12 protein-coding genes are annotated in these 15,814 nt (G+C 72.8%); 2 read left to right on the top strand and 10 right to left on the bottom strand.

Going from position 1 to position 15,814, the window contains the following annotated elements; all coding sequences use genetic code 11:
* Positions 1-95: 95 nt before the first annotated feature.
* Complete coding sequence (locus J3P36_RS11755) at positions 96-1,568, bottom strand: DUF1593 domain-containing protein (protein ID WP_210508321.1); 1,473 nt, start codon at positions 1,566-1,568, stop codon at positions 96-98.
* 15 nt (positions 1,569-1,583) lie between these two features.
* Complete coding sequence (locus J3P36_RS11750) at positions 1,584-4,388, bottom strand: family 78 glycoside hydrolase catalytic domain (RefSeq protein WP_210508312.1); 2,805 nt, start codon at positions 4,386-4,388, stop codon at positions 1,584-1,586.
* A gap of 186 nt (positions 4,389-4,574) precedes the next feature.
* Between J3P36_RS11750 and J3P36_RS16615 the strand changes: the two genes are divergently transcribed.
* Positions 4,575-6,326 (top strand): S8 family serine peptidase, encoded by a 1,752-nt coding sequence (locus J3P36_RS16615; protein ID WP_210508306.1) that lies wholly within the window; start codon positions 4,575-4,577, stop codon positions 6,324-6,326.
* A 19-nt stretch (positions 6,327-6,345) separates the two neighbouring features.
* Here J3P36_RS16615 and J3P36_RS11740 read toward each other — a convergent pair whose 3' ends face one another.
* The 7 genes from J3P36_RS11740 to J3P36_RS11710 all read right to left on the bottom strand — a co-directional run bounded on the left by J3P36_RS11740 (position 6,346) and on the right by J3P36_RS11710 (position 13,048).
* Complete coding sequence (locus J3P36_RS11740) at positions 6,346-6,987, bottom strand: HAD family phosphatase (protein ID WP_210508305.1); 642 nt, start codon at positions 6,985-6,987, stop codon at positions 6,346-6,348.
* 127 nt (positions 6,988-7,114) lie between these two features.
* Positions 7,115-7,981, bottom strand: coding sequence for a phosphogluconate dehydrogenase C-terminal domain-containing protein (locus J3P36_RS11735; RefSeq protein ID WP_210508304.1), 867 nt, complete (start codon positions 7,979-7,981; stop codon positions 7,115-7,117).
* Positions 7,978-8,772 carry a sugar phosphate isomerase/epimerase gene (locus tag J3P36_RS11730; protein ID WP_210508303.1) on the bottom strand — a complete coding sequence of 265 codons (795 nt, stop codon included), beginning with the start codon at positions 8,770-8,772 and terminating at the stop codon, positions 7,978-7,980. Before J3P36_RS11730 ends, J3P36_RS11735 begins: the two co-directional genes overlap by 4 nt.
* A complete protein-coding gene (locus J3P36_RS11725; protein ID WP_210508301.1) occupies positions 8,769-9,548 on the bottom strand; it encodes a triose-phosphate isomerase family protein in 780 nt (259 codons plus the stop codon). Before J3P36_RS11725 ends, J3P36_RS11730 begins: the two co-directional genes overlap by 4 nt.
* Positions 9,548-10,018, bottom strand: a complete 471-nt coding sequence (locus J3P36_RS11720) for a ribose-5-phosphate isomerase (protein WP_210508299.1) — start codon at positions 10,016-10,018, stop codon at positions 9,548-9,550. The genes J3P36_RS11725 and J3P36_RS11720 overlap by 1 nt, the downstream gene beginning before the upstream one ends.
* A 1-nt stretch (position 10,019) precedes the next feature.
* On the bottom strand, positions 10,020-11,759 hold the full coding sequence (locus J3P36_RS11715) for a dihydroxyacetone kinase family protein (RefSeq protein ID WP_210508297.1): 1,740 nt from the start codon (positions 11,757-11,759) through the stop codon (positions 10,020-10,022).
* The gene (locus J3P36_RS11710) at positions 11,756-13,048 is read right to left on the bottom strand and encodes an MFS transporter (RefSeq protein ID WP_246854696.1); all 1,293 of its coding nucleotides are present in this window, start codon (positions 13,046-13,048) and stop codon (positions 11,756-11,758) included. Before J3P36_RS11710 ends, J3P36_RS11715 begins: the two co-directional genes overlap by 4 nt.
* 244 nt (positions 13,049-13,292) lie before the next feature.
* Here J3P36_RS11710 and J3P36_RS11705 point away from each other — a divergent pair, with 244 nt between their 5' ends.
* Positions 13,293-14,027 (top strand): FadR/GntR family transcriptional regulator, encoded by a 735-nt coding sequence (locus J3P36_RS11705; RefSeq protein WP_210508293.1) that lies wholly within the window; start codon positions 13,293-13,295, stop codon positions 14,025-14,027.
* A 28-nt stretch (positions 14,028-14,055) separates the two neighbouring features.
* On the opposite strand, the gene J3P36_RS11700 is transcribed toward J3P36_RS11705, so the two are convergent.
* Entirely contained in the window at positions 14,056-15,813 is a 1,758-nt protein-coding gene (locus J3P36_RS11700) for a hypothetical protein (RefSeq protein WP_210508291.1), read from the bottom strand.
* Position 15,814 lies beyond the last annotated feature (1 nt).

Here is a 15,814-nt window from a genome sequence, read left to right as displayed (position 1 = left end):
CCCCCCCCCGCCACACACCCGCCCGCCGCGGGGGCCACCCCCCCCCGGGGGCGAGGACGTTTCTGGCGCGCCGAGCGGACGCGGAGCGAGCGGAGCTACGCGACCGTGACGATCACGCGGCGGTACGTCGCGAGCGGCAGCGGGGCGTCGTCGCGCGCCTCGAGGATCAGGTGGATCGTCTGTCCGGGCTCGGCGTCCTCGGGCACGAGGAGGGTCACCTCGGCGGCGTCCGCCCCCTGGAGGGCGACCGTGCCGGGATAGGTTCCGGCCTCCCGGTACTGCCACCACCGCAGCGCTACGCCGTCCCCGTCGGGGTCCTCGACGTCCGCGTGCGCGGCGACACGGGATCCGGGCGCCGCGCGAAGGTCGAGGCCCGGCGACACGCTGACGACCGGGTGGTGGTTGGCGCCCGCGAACTCGGGGGTGACGGACCAGCGGAGCCGGGTCGCGAACTCCCGCTGGGCGTCCGCGAACCAGCGCACGACCGAGTACTCATCCGGAGTGCCGCCGTCCGGGGCCGCGTCCCGCGCCGCGAGCACGCTCCAGGTGTCCGGCCCCTCGTTCGGTGTGCGCACCGCCCGGCCACCCCACCCGCCGTAGGACGGGTGCTCGTGGCCGCGCAGGCCGTTGCCGAGCAGGTTCAGCAGGTTGGTGGTGTCGCCCTCCGAGATCCACTCGCCCTGCGGCTGGGGGTCGATCCACACCCAGTAGCCCTGCTCTGTGAGCTCCTGCCGGGAGAGGCCGCTCGTGTGGAAGTAGTCGGTCGGGTCGCCCGGCACCATCTGCCGCCCATCGCCCCAGACGCGGTAGAGCGCCCCGAGCGGGCCGAGCGCGGTGACGTTGTCGCGCATCCAGTCGGCGGTGAGCATCGCGGCGCCCTCGGGCAGGGCCACCTTGCGGGCGATGTAGCCCCACGCCATCGTCATGACATCGAGGACGCGGATATCCGGCCAGTTCGGCCGGATGTAGTCGTCGTAGGTGCCGTCCTGCGAGGCGAACTTGAGGATCACCGCCTTGCGGCTCACGGCCTCCCGGACGGACTGCTCCTCGGCGGTGCCGGCGTACCGCTCCTCGATGGAGCGCAGCGCGCGGGCGACGGTGCTCGTGCCCGCCCAGTTCTGGAGGTGGACGGGACCGGGCTCGTCGTCGAGCAGCACGTCCGCGATGAGGCGGGAGCCCGGGGTCTCCTCGGACATGTCGCCCTCGAACGCCACGTTGCCCTCGCGGATGACGGCACGGAGCGCGTCCGGGGTCGGGTAGCCGGAGTCGTGGACGAGGAGGTTCCCGTGCACCTCGGCGTAGGCGTCCACCGCATCGTCGATGAACCGCTCGCCGGGCGCCCAGCGCCAGGACGTCTGCGGCTCGGCGTACTCGCGGTCCGGCTGGAAGAACGTCGTGCCCTTCCCATCGCCCTTCCAGTGGAACCGGCTGCTCGCGTAGACCAGTCCCTCGATGCGCAGCTCGTTGCTGTGCAGCAGCAGGCGGATCATAGAGTTGAGATCGTCGAGCTCCGGATCGGCGGTGACGATGGTGCGCGGGCGCGTCGCGGCAGTGCTCTTCGAGATCATCGTGCGCTTCCGGCGTCAGGCGGCGTTGAGCTCGCCGAGCAGGGCCTCGAGCCGAGGGCGCTGCTCACGTGGGAACATGATGAGGCTCGAGCCCAGGCGGGCGTCCGAGCGCCAGGCGCCGGAGTCGTTCCACCCGAACGAGATGAAGTAGCCGATCTCGCCGAAGAACTCCTCGAGCGATGCCTTCGCCTCCGGGTCGTCGGCGAAGTCGGCGAGCGCGGAGTCCATGCTGAAGGCGCGCGGCCGGCGCTCGGCGATCGTCAGCGGCACGGTCCACTCGTGCGCGCCGCTGCCGACCCGGAGCTCCTCGTGCCGGCCGGGCAGCACGACGAGCGCCTCGGCGCCCACCGGGACGGTGAGCTTCAGGGAGAACCGGCCGTCCTCGATCCGCCAGTCGGTGCTCACCCGACCGTAGCCGGTCTCGAGCGAGGCGGAGGCCGAGGTGAGGGCACCGCCGGGGCGGGGGTGCACGGAGATGACCCGGTAGCCGGGCTCGGCCGGCGCGATGCCGCCGATGGTGCGCTGCATCCAGTCGGCCACCGCCCCGAGTGCGTAGTGGTTGAACGACGTCATCTCGCCCGGATTGATGGTGCCGTCCGGGAGCATGCTGTCCCAGCGCTCCCAGATCGTCGTGGCGCCCATCGTGATCGGGTAGAGCCAGGACGGGTTGCCGCGCTCGAGCAGCAGCCGGTACGCCGTGTGCACGTGCCCCGTCGTGGTGAGCGCGTCGCAGATGAGGGGAGTGCCGACGAAGCCGGTGCGGACCCGGTACCCGTAGGCGCGGACGAGTTCGGCGAGCCGGTCGCCCGCCGCCTGCCGCCGCTCGCCCTCGAGGAGGTCGAACGCGATCGCCAGGGCATAGGCGGTGTGCGCGTCGGAGAGGACGCGCCCGGCGCCCGTCACGTACTCGCGCACCCAGGCGTCGCGGATCAGCTCGGCGAGCGCCGCGTACTCGCGGGCGTCCTCGTCGCGGCCGAGGATGCGGGCCGCCTCGGCCAGGCGCTGCGTCGAGCGGAAGTAGTGGGCGGTCGCCACGATGTCGGCGTCGGTCTTCGCCGCGGCCGGGTTGTGCGGCGGGGCGGCCGGGTCGAGCCAGTCGCCGAACTGGAAGGTGCCGGTCCACAGGTGGTCGTCGCCGGCGAGGCCGCGGAGGGTCTCCACCCACTGGCGCATGCTCGGGTACTGGTCCTCCAGCACCCGCGGGTCGCCGTAGCGGGCGAAGAGCGCGTCGGGCACGAGGGTGGCCGCGTCGCCCCAGGCGGCGGCCGCCGCCGGCGGGTCGGGCAGCGGGGAGGGGATCACCATCGGCACGCCGGTGTCCGTCTGCTGCAGCGCGAGGTCGCGCAGCCAGGAGCGCAGGAAGCCGGAGACGTCGTAGAGGTACGACGCCGTCGGGGTGAACACCTGGATGTCGCCCGTCCAGCCGAGGCGCTCGTCGCGCTGCGGGCAGTCGGTCGGGATGCTGAGGAAGTTGCCCCGCATGCCCCACACGACGTTCGCGTGCAGCTGGTCGAGCATCGGATCGCTCGTCGTGAGCCAGCCGGTGCGCTCGAGGTCGGTGTGGACGACGACCGCGGTGATCCGGGCCGGGTCGAAGCCCTCGGGGAGGCCCTCGACCTGCGCGTAGCGGAAGCCGTGGAACGTGAAGCGCGGGCTCCAGGTGCGGGCGTCGCCGGCGGCGGTGAAGGAATCGGTCGCGGCCGCGAAGCGGAGGGGGCGCAGGCCGAGCTCGCCGTGCTCGAGCACCTCGGCGTGCCGCAGCACGAGCTCGGTGCCGGCCGGCAGGTCGAGGTCCAGCTCGAGCCAGCCGACGAGGTTCTGGCCGAAGTCGAGGATCGGCTTCCCGGAGGCGGACGTGAGCACGTCAGCGACGGCGACCCGCTCGATGCGGCGGACCGGCGGCACGGGCGACGGCGCGAGACGCGTGGAGTCGGCGTCGATCACCACAGCCGGCCCCGCACCGGGGAGCGCGGCGTCCGGGTTCTCGAAGGCGTCGTCCTCTGCGCGGGCGTCGTAGGTCTCGCCCTGGTAGATGCTCGCGGACACGGTGGGGCCGGTCGCGCTCGTCTCCCAGGTCGCATCGGTGGCGACAACGTCGACGGAGCCGTCCTCGTACTCGAGCCGCAGCTGCGCGGAGAGGGCGACGGGGCCCGGGTAGGCGACGGCGAACTTGCCGTCGAAGCCGAAGCGCTCGCGGTACCAGCCCTCGGCGACGGTGGCACCGAGCACGTTGCGGCCCGGGCGGACGAGGGCGGTCACGTCGGAGGACTGGAAGAGCAGCCGCTGGTCGTAGGCGGTCCAGCCGGGAGCGAGGACCTCGTCGGTTGTGGGCGCGCCGTTCAGGACCGTCTCGTAGACGCCGTGCGCGGTGGCGGACAGCACGGCCGAGCGGACGGGGCCGCGGGCCTCGAACACAGTGCGGAACCGGATGGGGCGCCGGCTCTCGTCGATCGGCTCCGGGGAGGCGATGAAGGCGGCCGTCCAGTCGCCGGGACCCAGCGCGGCGGTGCGGGCGGACACCCAGGCGCTCGGCGCGCTCCACTTCCCGCCGTCACCGCGGACCGCGACGCGGACCTCGGCGTCGTCGTAGGCGGCCAGCGCCGAGAAGGGCCAGGTCACGGACTGCGAGTCGGGGGCGTGCAGCTCGACCGACTCGGTCTCGCTCCCCCGACGGAGCTCGACGCGGGCGCCGGCCTGACGCCAGCCGGCGGTCGTTGTCTCGACCTGCCACGAGAGGGCGGGAGTGCCGGTCGCGAGGAAGCGGGGTCCGCCCCGTCCCTCCAGCCACACGCGCGAGACGAGGGGGGTGGTGTCCGTCATGGTTCCTCCGCGACCGCGTCTCCGGTGAGCGGCCTGCTGAAAACCTAGCATCCAGCCGGTATTGGCGGCCAGGGCTGGGGCGGACATCGGCCCAATCCTTCCGCGACACGCACGGGCCGGGGCCCCCGAACGGGCGATGCCCGCTCTGCGTCGCTCCGCGTAGCGTGAGCAGCGGGGGATCGCATCATGAGGAACGAATGCCGATCCGGCGTGCCCGGCGCCGGACGAGCGCGCCGCGGCATCGTGCTGCCGTCGGCGCTCGCGGTCGCCATCGCCTCGGCGATCCTCGGGCCCGTCGGCCCGGCGGCCGCAGCCGAGGGCGAGTACCTCGTGCTCGTCGACGGAGACCCCGCCGCGCTCTCGCGCGAGGTCGAGAAGGCGGGCGGAGAGGTCGAGGACGTCTTCGGGCAGCTGGATGTCCTCGCCGTCACTCTGCCGGCGACTCAGGCCGAGCTGCTCGACGACCGGGCCGGCATCCGGGTGGAGCCGAATCCGGTGCTCCGTGCCTTCGACACCGTCGCGCCGCCGAGCTACGGCCTCGACCGCATCGACCAGCGCGCCCTGCCGCTCTCCTCCTCGTACACCTACCCGTCCGCCGCGGCGGGCGCCGGCGTGGACGTGTACGTCATGGACACCGGCGTGCGCGCCGACCACGAGCAGTTCGGCGGACGGGTCGCCGCGGGCTACACCGCGATCGCCGACGGCCTCGGCACCGCGGACTGCAACGGCCACGGAACGCACGTCGCGGGAACCATCGCGGGACGGACGACGGGAGTCGCCCCCGCGGCGACGATCGTGCCCGTGCGCGTGCTCGACTGCGGCGGCAGCTCGGCGACCGGCTTCGAGTACCTGGACGGCATCGACTGGATCCTGTCGCACCACCAGGCGGGCCGGCCGGCGGTGCTCAACCTGAGCCTCGGCGGCGCGGCCAGCGACGCGGTGGACCGCGCCACCGCGGCCGCGGTCGCCGACGGGATCACGGTGGTCGCCGCCGCCGGCAACGAGGCCACCGACGCCTGCAGCACCTCCCCCGCGCGGCTGCCGTCCGCGCTCACGGTCGCAGCGACGACCTCGAGCGACTCCCGCGCCCCGTACTCCAACCTCGGCGTGTGCGTCGACCTCTTCGCGCCGGGCGGCGGGTCGACGCGGGCGATCGTCTCCGCCTGGCACACGAGCGCGACCGCCACGGCCGGGCTCGCCGGCACGTCGATGGCGGCACCGCACGTCGCAGGTGCCGCCGCCCGCTACCTGTCGGCCGCGCCGTCGGCGACGCCCGACCGGGTCGGGACTGATCTCCTTGCCGCCTCGACGGTCGGCGTCGTGACGTCGCCCGGCGCCGGAACGCCGAACCGGCTGCTCTACGCCGACCCCGCGGGTCTCGTGCCGCAGCCCGCCGTCCTCGATCCCGGCCAGGCCCCCGTCATCACCGGGACGCCCGCCGCCGGGTCGGTGCTCACCGCCGAGGCGGGCACCTGGGGTCCCGCGCCCGTCTCGCTCACCTATCAGTGGCTGCGCTCGGGCGTCCCGATCCCCCGGGCGACGAAGGCCTCGTACCGGCTCGCCCCGATGGACGCCGGCCGCGCCCTCTCGGTGAGGGTCACCGGCGCGAAGACGGGCTACCCGTCATCGAGCCGGACGAGCGAGCCGGTGATCGTGCTGAAGCGGCTCACCAGGACGTCCGCACCGGCCGTCTCCGGCACTCCGGCGGTCGGCGCCACCCTCACGGCGGATCCCGGCACCTGGGGCCCCGCTCCGGTCGAGCTCACGATCGAGTGGCTGCGCTCGGGTGTGCCGATCCCCGGCGCGACCGGTGCGACCTACACGGTCACCGCCGAGGACGCGGGACGATTCCTCGCCGTCCGGGTCACCGCGGCGAAGGCGGATCATGCGGAGGCGACGAGGACCAGCGCCCGGCGAGTGGTGCCTCCGCCCCGCTGATCGCGGCGCCTCCCTGTCGTCAGAGCTCGCAGAGCAGGTCAGCCTCGATGCCTCGGCCGCGGTTGTAGTCGTGCACGACGCCGACCGTCGCGGCGCCGGAGGAGCGGGCGAGACGCAGGAAGTCGGCGCTGTCCTCGAGGACGAGCGCCGGCGACGCGCAGCGCGCCAGCAGCAGGCTCCGCTTGTCCTCCCCCTCCCCGCGGCGGGCGACCTCGAGGCGTTCGCCGAGCCCCCACGCCTCCAGCAGGGTGCCGATGACGTCGGGGTCGCCGTTCGAGACGACGGTCTGGCTCGCGGCGTGCCCGTCGAACGCCGGCACGAGCGCGGTCGCGATCCAGCTCGGCGAGAGGGCCGCGAGCGCCGCCTCGAGGAACCGGACGCGGCGCTCCTCCACGAGGACTGCCTTCGTGTTCTCGCCGAGCGCCGGGTTCAACTCGGTGAGCCGGTCCCAGATCCACGCCTCCGTGTGGCCGACGAGCTCCTCGAAGAAGTCGGGCGCGACCGCGAAGCCGCGGTCGTCGAGCATCGCGCGGTAGCTCTCCGCGTGCAGCGGCTCGGTGTCGGCGAGGACGCCGTCGAAGTCCCACACCACGGCCCGCCCGTGGGCGAGCGGCAGCGCCGCCGCGACCAGGGCGTCGGCATCGGCGGCGGAGAAGGGCATCCCGTCATTCTGCCGCGGGTGCTGCGGACAGCTGCACCCCGTAGACCGTCGCAACGTGTCCGCACGACCCGCGGAAACGGCAGCGGGCGCCACCCGGGAAGGGTGACGCCCGCAGAACCGCTGCGGCCTAGCGCTCGATCTTGTCGAGGTGGAGCATCGCGGCGAGGTTCTTGTCGAGCTCGTCGTCCTGGAAGACCTTCTTCCAGTCGTCGCGGATGATCGACTTCTTGCCGTAGTCCATCGCGATGAGGCAGGCGTCGCTGAACGGGTTGTCGCCGCGGAGGCCGTTCGCGAGCGCGACCTGGGTGTGGCCGAGCAGGATCGAGCGGGCCGCCGCCTCGGGGACGCCCATCGTGTTCACGGCCTCCTGGAGCGCCTCGTTGAGGAGCGCGCCGACCATGCACGCGATCGTCTCGACGAGGGTCGGCTCGAGCTGGGCGAGCTGCTTGATCGTGACCCAGTGCACGTCGATCACGGGCGCGTAGATGGCGCGCACGGTCGCCTCGACGACCGCCTTCTTCTCCGGGTCGTCCGACTCGATCGCGGCGATCGCGTCCTGCGGGGCGGCGATGCCGCCGAACGTGTCCGCGTACTCCTCGGGGGTGGTGCGCTGGAGGAAGATCGACGGGTGGCAGGGGTGCGCCACGGCCTGGATGACGTCGTCGCGCGTGGCGAGGAGGCCGGCGTAGGCGGCGGCCGGGTCGAGTGTGAGGACGATCGACCCCGGCTTCATCTGCGGGACGACCTCCTTGGTGACGGGGCCGAGGGCGAGGTCCGGCACCGCGAGGACGACGATGTCCGCGCCCTTGACCGCCGTGGCGGTGTCGGTCAGCTCGCGGCCCGCGGAGGTGACGCGCTCCTGGCCGGCGGGCGAGTTCTCGCTGTAGAAGACGGTGTGACCGGTCTTGACGAGGTTGTTGGAGACGCGCATCCCCATCTTCCCGCCCGCGCCGATGACGGCGATCACATAGGTGTCGGTGGTCGTGGTGCTCATGAATTGCTCCTCAGGTATTCCAGTGCGGTGCGGGTCCAGTCGGCTTCGACGGAGACGGTGGTCGCCGGGTCACCCTGCCAGGGCAGCCAGTGCTCGACGATCTGGTTGATGCCGCGGCCGTCGGGGTCGACGGTGCGCAGCAGGTGGGGGTAGTCGTGCAGGCCCTCGCCCATGCGGGTGCCGCTGTAGGTGAAGCCCACCCAGCCGTCCTGCCGGGCGAACGCGAAGTCCTTCGCGTGCACGTTCTTCGTGTACGGAGCGCAGCGCTCCACCACGTCCTTCGGCAGCTCCAAGCCGGCCACGGTGTTGGCGGGATCGAGGCAGATGCCGAGGCGGTCGCTGCCGACGCGCTCGACGAGGGCGACGAGCTCGGCGGACGGCAGCTGCTCGTAGGTCTCGAGCGCCAGGGTGACGCCCGCCGCCTCGTAGTCGCGGAGCGCGGTGCGGAGGTACCGCTCCGCGTCCTCGAGGGTGGGCCGGAAGTCGGGCGCGAACACCATGCTCCGCACGAGCGTCGCGCCGAACACGTCGGCGAGGCGGAGGAACGTGGCGAGGTGGTCGACCGCGACGCCCTTGGTGCCGAGCTCGATGGCGATGCCGAGGTCGCGGGCCGCCGCGGCGGCGTCGCGCAGCTCGGAAGACGACATGGTGAGCAGCGGCGCGTAGTCGCAGATCTGGAACAGGTCGGCGCCGAGCTCACGGGTGCGCTCGAGCACGCCGATCAGGCTGAGCGGAGACGCAACCCGGTCGGACTGCTGCCAGAAGAAGGCGTAGCTGCCGAGGCCGATCATCCGGCGGCCTCCGTCTGGCGGGAGGCGAGCTCGGCGGCCTCATCGAGGACCGCCGCGAGGGCGCTCGGGTCGTGCGCGAAGCGGCCGAGGAAGAGCCCGTCCACGGAGTCGTCAAGCGCGCCCAGCAGCCCGGGCTTGGCGGAGCCGCCGTAGATGACGCCGCTCCCCGCCCTGCCGGGCAGGGTGGGCACTGCGGCCCGCAGCGCGCCGGCGACCGCACGGATGTGCTCCGCGGGCGCGGGCTCCGGGGCGCCGATCGCCCAAACGGGCTCGTAGGCGACGAGCACGCGTCCGGCGGGTGCATCCGCGAGCGCGGACTGCAGCTGCGCCATCACCTCGGCCGCGGCGACGTCCGCCTCCGCCCGCTCGGTCTCGCCGATGCAGAGCACGGGCACGAGGCCGTTGCGCAGGGCTGCGGCGGTCTTCGCCGCCACCACCTCGTCGGTCTCGCAGAAGAGGCGGCGCCGCTCGGCGTGACCGACCTCGACCACCTGGACGCCCACCTCCGCGAGCTCGGCCGGACTCACCTCGCCGGTGAACGCGCCGGCGTCCTCCGCCGCCGCATCCTGAGCGCCGACGAGCACGGGGGTGCCCGCGAACGCGTCGAGCGCCGGCAGCACCTGGAGGTAGGTCGGGATGACGAACAGCTCGACGTCGCCGCCGGTCACCGCCGGGTGGGTCCGGGCGATCTCCGCGACGCGCGCGAACCAGTCGCGGGCCTGGCGATGACCGAAGTACATCTTCAGGCTCACGCCGACCGACACGCGCGCGCCCATCAGCAGGAGCCCGTCGTCTCGTACTGCTCGATGACGGCGACCTTGGCCGCGGAGGCCGAGCTCGGGTCGAAGCGGTAGGTCAGCCACTCCCGCACCAGACGGCGGGCCAGCTCGATGCCGACCACCCGCTGGCCCATGGTGAGCACCTGGGCGTCGTTGGAGAGCACGCCCCGCTCCACCGAGAAGCTGTCGTGCGCGGTCACGGCACGGATGCCGGGCACCTTGTTCGCCGCGATCGCCACCCCCAGGCCGGTGCCGCAGATCAGCAGGGCCCGATCGGCCTCGCCCCTGGCGACCAGCTCGGCGGCCGCCACGGCCACCTTCGGATACGCGGTGTGGCCGTCCGAGTCGACGCCCACATCCACGACCGAGGCGACGCCGTCGCTGTTCTCGAGGTCCTTCTTCAGGATCTCCTTGTAGTCGAACCCGGCGTCATCGCTTCCGATGACCAGGCGCAGGGGCTCCGCCATGTCAGTTGCTTCCTTCCTGCCGGTCGGCGAGCACGGTGGCCACCGTCCGGACGATCAGTGCGAACGAGTGCGCGCCCGGGTCGGGCGTGCCGAGGCTCTTCTCGGCGTGGGGACGGGCGCGGCCCATCCGTGGCAGCAGGTCTGCGGTCGCCGCGGCTGCCGCGGTCGCCGCGTCCGCCGCCGAGGTCCAGGCGGCCGCGAGCGACGCCCCCGCCTCGGTCTCCCGGGACAGGGTCTCGGTGAACGGGACGATGGCGTCCACCATCGTCTTGTCCCCGACCTGCGCCTTGCCGTACGAGGTGATGCCCTCCGCGCCGGCGGCGACACCGGCGGCGACGGATGCGGCGGACGGGACGTCGGAGTCGCCGAGGTGCACGCCGAGGGCGCGGAGCGCGACTCCCCACAGGGCGCCGGAGGTTCCGCCGGCGCGGTGCGACCAGGCGTCGCCCGCGCGGAGCAGGACGTTGCCGGCACCCGCACCCGCGGTGACCGCCTCCTGCGCAGCGGTGCGGGCGGCGTGGGCGCCGCGCTGCATGCCGATCCCGTGGTCGCCGTCGCCGGCGATCGCGTCCATGCGGCCGAGCTCGTCGACGTTCTCGTCGATCGCGTCCGTAAGCGCTTCGATCGCGGTGAGCACGCGGCTCGCGGCCTGCCGCGACTCCGGGCTCGCCTCCGGCACGGCGCCGTCGGTCATGGCGTCGACCTCCGTCGTGGCGACGCGTTCGGCGGCGACCACGGAGCCCTTGCGGTACGCCGGGGCGTCGACGGGCGCGTTCCAGAGCCGCTCGAGCTCCTCGTCGAGCCAGAACAGGGTCAGCGAGGTGCCGGCCATGTCGAAGCTCGTGCAGAACTCGCCCACGTGCGGGTCGACGATCTCGACCCCGGCCTCCTCGAGCAGCCGGGCGATGCGCCGGTAGACGACGAACATCTCCTCGTACTTCACCGAGCCCAGCCCGTTGAGGATCGGCACCACGCGGGCGCCCCTTGCGCTCTCGACGCCCTCGGGGAGCTCCTCGAGCAGCCGGGCGACGAGCATCCCGGCGAGCTCGTCCGCGGTCGGGATGTCGGTCTCGCCGATGCCCGGCTCGCCGTGGATGCCCATCCCCACCGCCATCCTCCTCTCCGCCACGGTGAACAGCGGCTCGGGCGCGCCCGGCAGCGTGCACCCGGTGAAGGCCACACCGAACGACCGGGTGCGCTCGTTGGCGAGGGCGGCGACACGCACCACCTCGGCGAGCTCGTAGCCCGCCTCGGCCGCGGCCGCAGCCGACTTGAACACCGTCAGGTCACCGGCGATGCCGCGCCGCTTGTGCTTCTCCGCAAGCGGCGCGCTCGAGACGTCATCGGTCACCGTGACCGTCTCACAGGGGATGCCCGCGGCGCGCAGGCGGTCCTGCGCGGCGTCGAAGTTGAGCACGTCCCCGGCGTAGTTGCCGTAGGAGAGCAGCACACCCCCGCCGTTCTCCGCGGCGCGAGCCACCGACTCCACCTGCTGCGTCGCCGGCGAGGCGAACAGGTTGCCCATCGCGGCGCCGTGCGCCAGACCCTGACCGACCAGCCCGCCGAAGGCCGGATAGTGCCCCGAGCCGCCGCCGATGACGAGGGCGACCTGCCCCTCCGGCGACACCGTCGAGCGGGCCACCCCGCCGGGCACCGCCCGGACGTAGCGGGCGTTCGCCGCGACGAAGCCCTCGATCATCTCGTCCGCGAACGCCGCAGGCTCGTTGTACAGCCGGGTCATCGATCGCGCCCCGCGGCCTCGTCGAAGATCAGCGGCGCCGCATTCGGAGTATCGGTGCCGGCGTTGTGCCGCTGACGGGAGAGGATCAGCATCAGGACGGCCGAGAGCAGCATGAAGAAGCCGACGATGAACATCGGGATCTCGTAGCCGCCGGTCCAGTCGAACACCGCACCGGTGATGTAGGGCGCGGAGAAGCCCGCGAGGTTGCCGATCGTGTTGATGAGCGCGACTCCCGCCGCCGCCGCGACACCCGTCAGGAACTGCGTGGGCAGCGTCCAGAAGTTGGGCAGCGCCGAGAAGATCGCCATGGCGGTGATCGTGATGACGGCGATCGTGAGGACGGGCGAACCGGCGAAGAGCGCGAGCGGGATGCTGACGCCGCCGGCGATCGCTGGGATCACGATGTGCCAGGTCTTGAGGCCGCGACGGTGCGCGTCCTGAGACCAGAAGTAGAGGGCGATCGCGGCGGGCAGGTACGGGATCGCCGTGATGAGGCCCTTCTGCAGCACGTCGAACTCGACGCCGGCCTGGGCCTGGAAGCCCTCGATGATGGTCGGCAGGAAGAACGCGAGCGCGTAGAGGCCGTAGATGAAGCCGAAGTAGATGAAGCAGAGCATCCAGACTCGGCCGCTGCCGAAGGCGTGGCGGATGGAGACGTGCTTGTGAGCCTCCTCCGCGGTCACCCGCTCCTTCTCGAGCGCGCCGGTGAGCCAGGTCTTCTCCTCCGCCGTCAGCCACTTGGCGTCGGCGGGACGGTCCTTCAGGTAGAACCAGGCGATGATGCCGACCACGATCGCAGGGATGGCGACGCCGAGGAACATGAAGCGCCAGCCGGCGAGGCCGAAGAACACGCCGTCCTGTTGGATCAGCAGGCCCGCGAGCGGGGCGCCGATGACCGTCGTGAGCGGCTGGGCGATGTAGAAGAGGGAGAGGATCTTGCTGCGGTGCCGGGCCGGGACCCAGAGGCTGAGGAAGAGGATCGCGCCGGGGAAGAAGCCGGCCTCGGCGACACCGAGGATGAAGCGGAGGATCGCGAGCTGCTCGAAGTTGCCGACCCACGTGAAGAGGGCGGCGACGATGCCCCAGCTGACCATGATCCGGGCCAGCCACTTGCGGGCGCCGAACCGGTGCAGGGCGAGGTTGCTCGGCACCTCGAGGAGGATGTAGCCGATGAAGAAGACGCCGGACGCGAACCCGAACTGAGCCGCGCTGAGGGCCAGGTCGTCGTTCATGCCGTTGGGAGCGGCGAAGCCGATGGCGGTGCGGTCGAGGTAGTTGATGAAGAACATCAGCGCCACGAACGGAACGAGGCGGACGGCCACCTTCCGGATCGCGGAGCGCTCGACGCTCGCGGTGGTGTGGGCAGTGGCGTCCACGTTGACTCCTTGGAGATCGTCATCGATGGGGAAGGCCCGAGCGGCGCGCTCGATCGGGTTCAGTATTCAAGCCGCCGTCGGTTTTTGTCAAACCGGTTGACCGGTTTGGGGCGTCTCTTCCAGCCATTCCGCGCCCTCGACCCGCTATGTTGACGGCATGCCGGCGTATCGAGACGACCACTCCGCGGAGATCACCGCGGCGCTCGGCGCCCTGCCCTCCGGGTCCGCCGTGTCGGTCGTCGCCACCCGGCTGCTGGATCTGTTCACGAGCGGCTCCATCGCCCCCGGCACCCGGCTGCCCCCGGAGCGCCAGCTCGCCGCCAGTCTGGAGGTGGGCCGGTCCGCCGTCCGCGAGGCTCTCGCGGCCCTGGAGATCCTCGGGGTCGTCGATGTGCGGCCGGGCTCGGGCACGTACCTCCGCGGCAGCGTCAGCGAACTGCTCCCGCAGACCCTCCGCTGGGGAGTGCTCATCGGGGAGCGCAGCACCGCCGAGCTGCTCGAGCTCCGCTCCGGTCTCGAGATCTACGTCGCCCGGCTGGCCGCCGAGCGGCTCACCGAGAAGCAGCTCGTGACCCTCGGCCAGCAGGTCGAGCGGATGCGGGCCTCCGTGGACGACTTGGCGACGTTCGTGAAGGCGGACCTGGCCTTCCACCACGAGCTCGCGAGCAGCGCGGGCAACTCGGTGCTCCTCGACCAGCTGCAGGTGGTCCGCTCCCTGCTGCGCATCTGGGTCGACCGGGCCCTTGAGAACGAGGACGACGCCCGCGCCGCGCTGGAGGAGCACGACGCCGTCTACCGCGCCCTCCTCGCCCGCGACCCGGACGCGGCCGCCTCCGCGATGGCGACGCACATGACGACGGCGTCCGCCCGCCTCTCCGCACCCCACGCGTAGCGGCCGACGGTCCGCCCCGGCGAGGCGGTCAGCGCACGACGAGGCGGCTCGCCTCCAACGGGCCGAGCTCCTGCACATGCTCTCCCCCGTCCGGCAGCGTCAGCGTTACCCGGCGCAGGCGGGCGGTGAGGTTCGCGACCAGGACCACCGTTCCCTCGTCCGTGTGCGCTCCGAGAGCCCACACCCCGCCGCGGCCCGGGTCGGCGGCGGCGAGCATCGGGTGCCCTGTCAGTTCGTGCAGCCACGCGATCGCCTGGGCGACCGGGTAGGGCGCGCCGTCCGCGTCGACGATGCCGCGGGGCCCCCACTGCTCGAAGTAGGTGATGCCCGCGACGCCCGGCACGCTCGACGCCGCGGCACTCGCGATCGTCCACGCGGCGAGCGCCGACGAGCGCTGGCGCGGGTCGGTCGCGTCGAACAGCTCGGCGCCGTAGCCCTCCGAGAGGTCGTTCCCGCCGGCGGGCGGCGCGGTCGTGGCGACGGCGTTGAACCGGGCCTTGAGCGTGATGGGGCCCACCTGCACGGGACGGCCCGCCGCGATCCGCACGGCGTCGAGGGCGACGAGCCGCTGCATCGCGATCGACTCGACGAGCTGGCTGCGCTCGGTCGCGTGCATCTGCGGGGTCACGCTGTACGTGATCTCCTCGAGCCCGTCGTCGAGCCGCTCGTGGTTGCGGTTCAGCTCGGTGAAATGCGATCTCGCGCCGCCGACGACGGGCACGCGACGGGAGCCGAGTGCCGAGCGGAGCGCCTCGACGAGGGCCGGCTCGCTCACGTGGGTGGCGCGGTCGTAGATCCCGATGCGCGCCGGCTCGATGCCCTCGAGCGCCCCGACCAGCTCGCCGAGGTCGTCGCCGGCCTGCGCCACGACGCGCACGTCGAGGGGGACGCCCCGGGAATCGGCGACGGCGCGGTCGAGCGCCGCGCGCCAGGTAGGAGTTGCGAGGACGAGCTCGACGAGGAGCGAGTCCGCGTCCGGTCGCGGCAGCTCCGGCGCTGGATCCGGGGCCGTGGAGGCGCCGACCCCGATCGTCGGCATGCTCCGGCCCGTCTCCTCGAGGGTCACGGCGTCCGGATCGCCGCCGGGTTCCCGCGCTTCGGACCGGCGCGCGGTCAGCGTGATGGCCTGGTGCACCTCCTCGCCCTCGGCGAGCAGGACGGGGAACGGGAGCGCGAGCGGGGTGCTGTAGGTCTTGAACGAGGCGTCGGTCCAGTTGCGCTGGTCCTCCATCTCGAACACATCGCCCTCGAAGTCGAGCGTGCTCCAGACGCCGCCGTCGGTCCACTGGAGCCCCGCGATGTCGAAGGCCGGCTGGTGCGGGCTGATCGAGGTCGGGAACGCGCCCTCTGTCCGGTCGCCGTCCGGCGTGACGACGGTCATCGGCCGGCCGGCCACACTCGGCGGGTGCAGCACCACGAGTCCGACGCGGTTGCGGAGGAAGTCGGTGCCGGATCGCGCATCGAAGGCGATCCGCAGCCCGCCGCCTACTGCCGTCACCCGGAGCGCGCCGCGCAGGTCGGCGCCGTAGCCGTGGAGCCGGAGCTCGAGCACGAGCTCCTCGTCCGTGGCGGTCGCCGACAGGACCTCGGGCGGGACGGTGCTCCAGTTGCGGTCCCGCGCGACGGCACGGACCATCCGCAGCACGAGGGCGCCGTCGAACCGCAGGTCGGCGAGCTCGTCGCCGCGCACCTCGAGGCTCCAGGGGCCGGAGCGCCACTCCTGCGGGATCGGCTCGGTGTCGCCCCAGGCGCGGTCGGCCGCGGCGTGCTCCTCGAGAGTCGTCATC

Origin of the sequence: Naasia sp. SYSU D00057, assembly GCF_017916505.1 — a bacterium.
Classification (GTDB): domain Bacteria; phylum Actinomycetota; class Actinomycetes; order Actinomycetales; family Microbacteriaceae; genus Naasia.
This window is presented reverse-complemented; position numbering and strand designations above follow the sequence as displayed.